Raw genomic sequence first — 1,168 nt, 5'->3', positions numbered from 1 at the left:
AAAACTAAAAACAATTTCTGAAAAGTTTACACCACCAGCCAGGTGGTGTTGGCTCATGCCTTTAATCCCAGCACTTGGGAGGGAGAAGCAGGCAGATCTCTTAGAGTTCAAGACCAGCCTTGACTACAAGTGCTTGTTCAGGAGAGCCTCTAAAGCCATTGAGAAACCCTGTCTGGCATCCCCAACCCCTCCTTACCCCCCACTCCCCGAAAAATGTTTACAACACCTGTCAAGTATGTACTTATAAGACTTCCATTATGATTCTCTCATTTTTATTATGTTCACAGAGTACAAGCCTGTGTTACAACCCAACACTTCTGCATATTATTGTAAGAAATTTATCACCCATCTCTTGTAATTCATAGGCCATTCTGATTCCAAAACTGAGCTAGTCACCTCTCTTGAACAAAACATAGAACCTTGGAAGGAGAATATAGAGGAAGCAGAAAGACTGGAACCAGGTAAGGTGAAAGGAAACAATGGTTAATGTATGGATTACAAAACAAGAATAAAACATCATCTGCAGTGGATTAGCCCTGCTCCTTACTAGAAGTGAAGGCAACATATTTCTTTTAGAATTGCATACTAGGATCCGGCACACAGAAAATTTTATGTGGTTTTCCCTCATTTCATCAGAAGAGTGATTAGATAAAATTTAGTATGCCAATAACAATTGCCACTGTATGTGTGGTTTCATTTTGTGTGCCAATATAAGTTTGAACTTTTCCAATGTATGTCAGTGATAAATGGATAACTTATACTAGTGTTTTTATATATTTTTGAAGCTGTCCATGACTTCCAAAAGCTTTACCACATTGATTACATTCATGGTTTTTCTTTCCAGTATGTGTTATTTTATGGATTCTGAGACAAAAATGACATGCAAAGACATCACCATAGTGAAGATATTAATATGGTTTCTCTCCAGTATGTGTTCTTTTATGCGTTTGAAGATGACTGTGCTGAGAAAAGGCTTTACCACATTGAATACAATTATAGGGTTTCTCTCCACTGTGTATTCTTTTATGCATTTGAAGAGTGCTTTGCTGAGAAAAGGCTTTACCACACTGATTACATTCATAGGGTTTCTCCCCAGTATGTGTCCTTCTATGCACTTGAAGTTTACTGTGACTAGCAAAGGCTTTACCACATTGGATACATTCATAGG

Annotated in this window: 1 protein-coding gene; it reads right to left on the bottom strand. The window is 37.8% G+C overall.

Features of this window, described 5'->3' with window-relative positions; genetic code table 11:
• Window positions 1-908: 908 nt before the first annotated feature.
• Window positions 909-1,157, bottom strand: coding sequence for a C2H2-type zinc finger protein (locus KRX52_RS19625; protein WP_367890561.1), 249 nt, complete (start codon window positions 1,155-1,157; stop codon window positions 909-911).
• Window positions 1,158-1,168: the final 11 nt, after the last annotated feature.

This window comes from Geopseudomonas aromaticivorans (assembly GCF_019097855.1).
Taxonomy (GTDB): domain Bacteria; phylum Pseudomonadota; class Gammaproteobacteria; order Pseudomonadales; family Pseudomonadaceae; genus Geopseudomonas; species Geopseudomonas aromaticivorans.
This window is presented reverse-complemented; position numbering and strand designations above follow the sequence as displayed.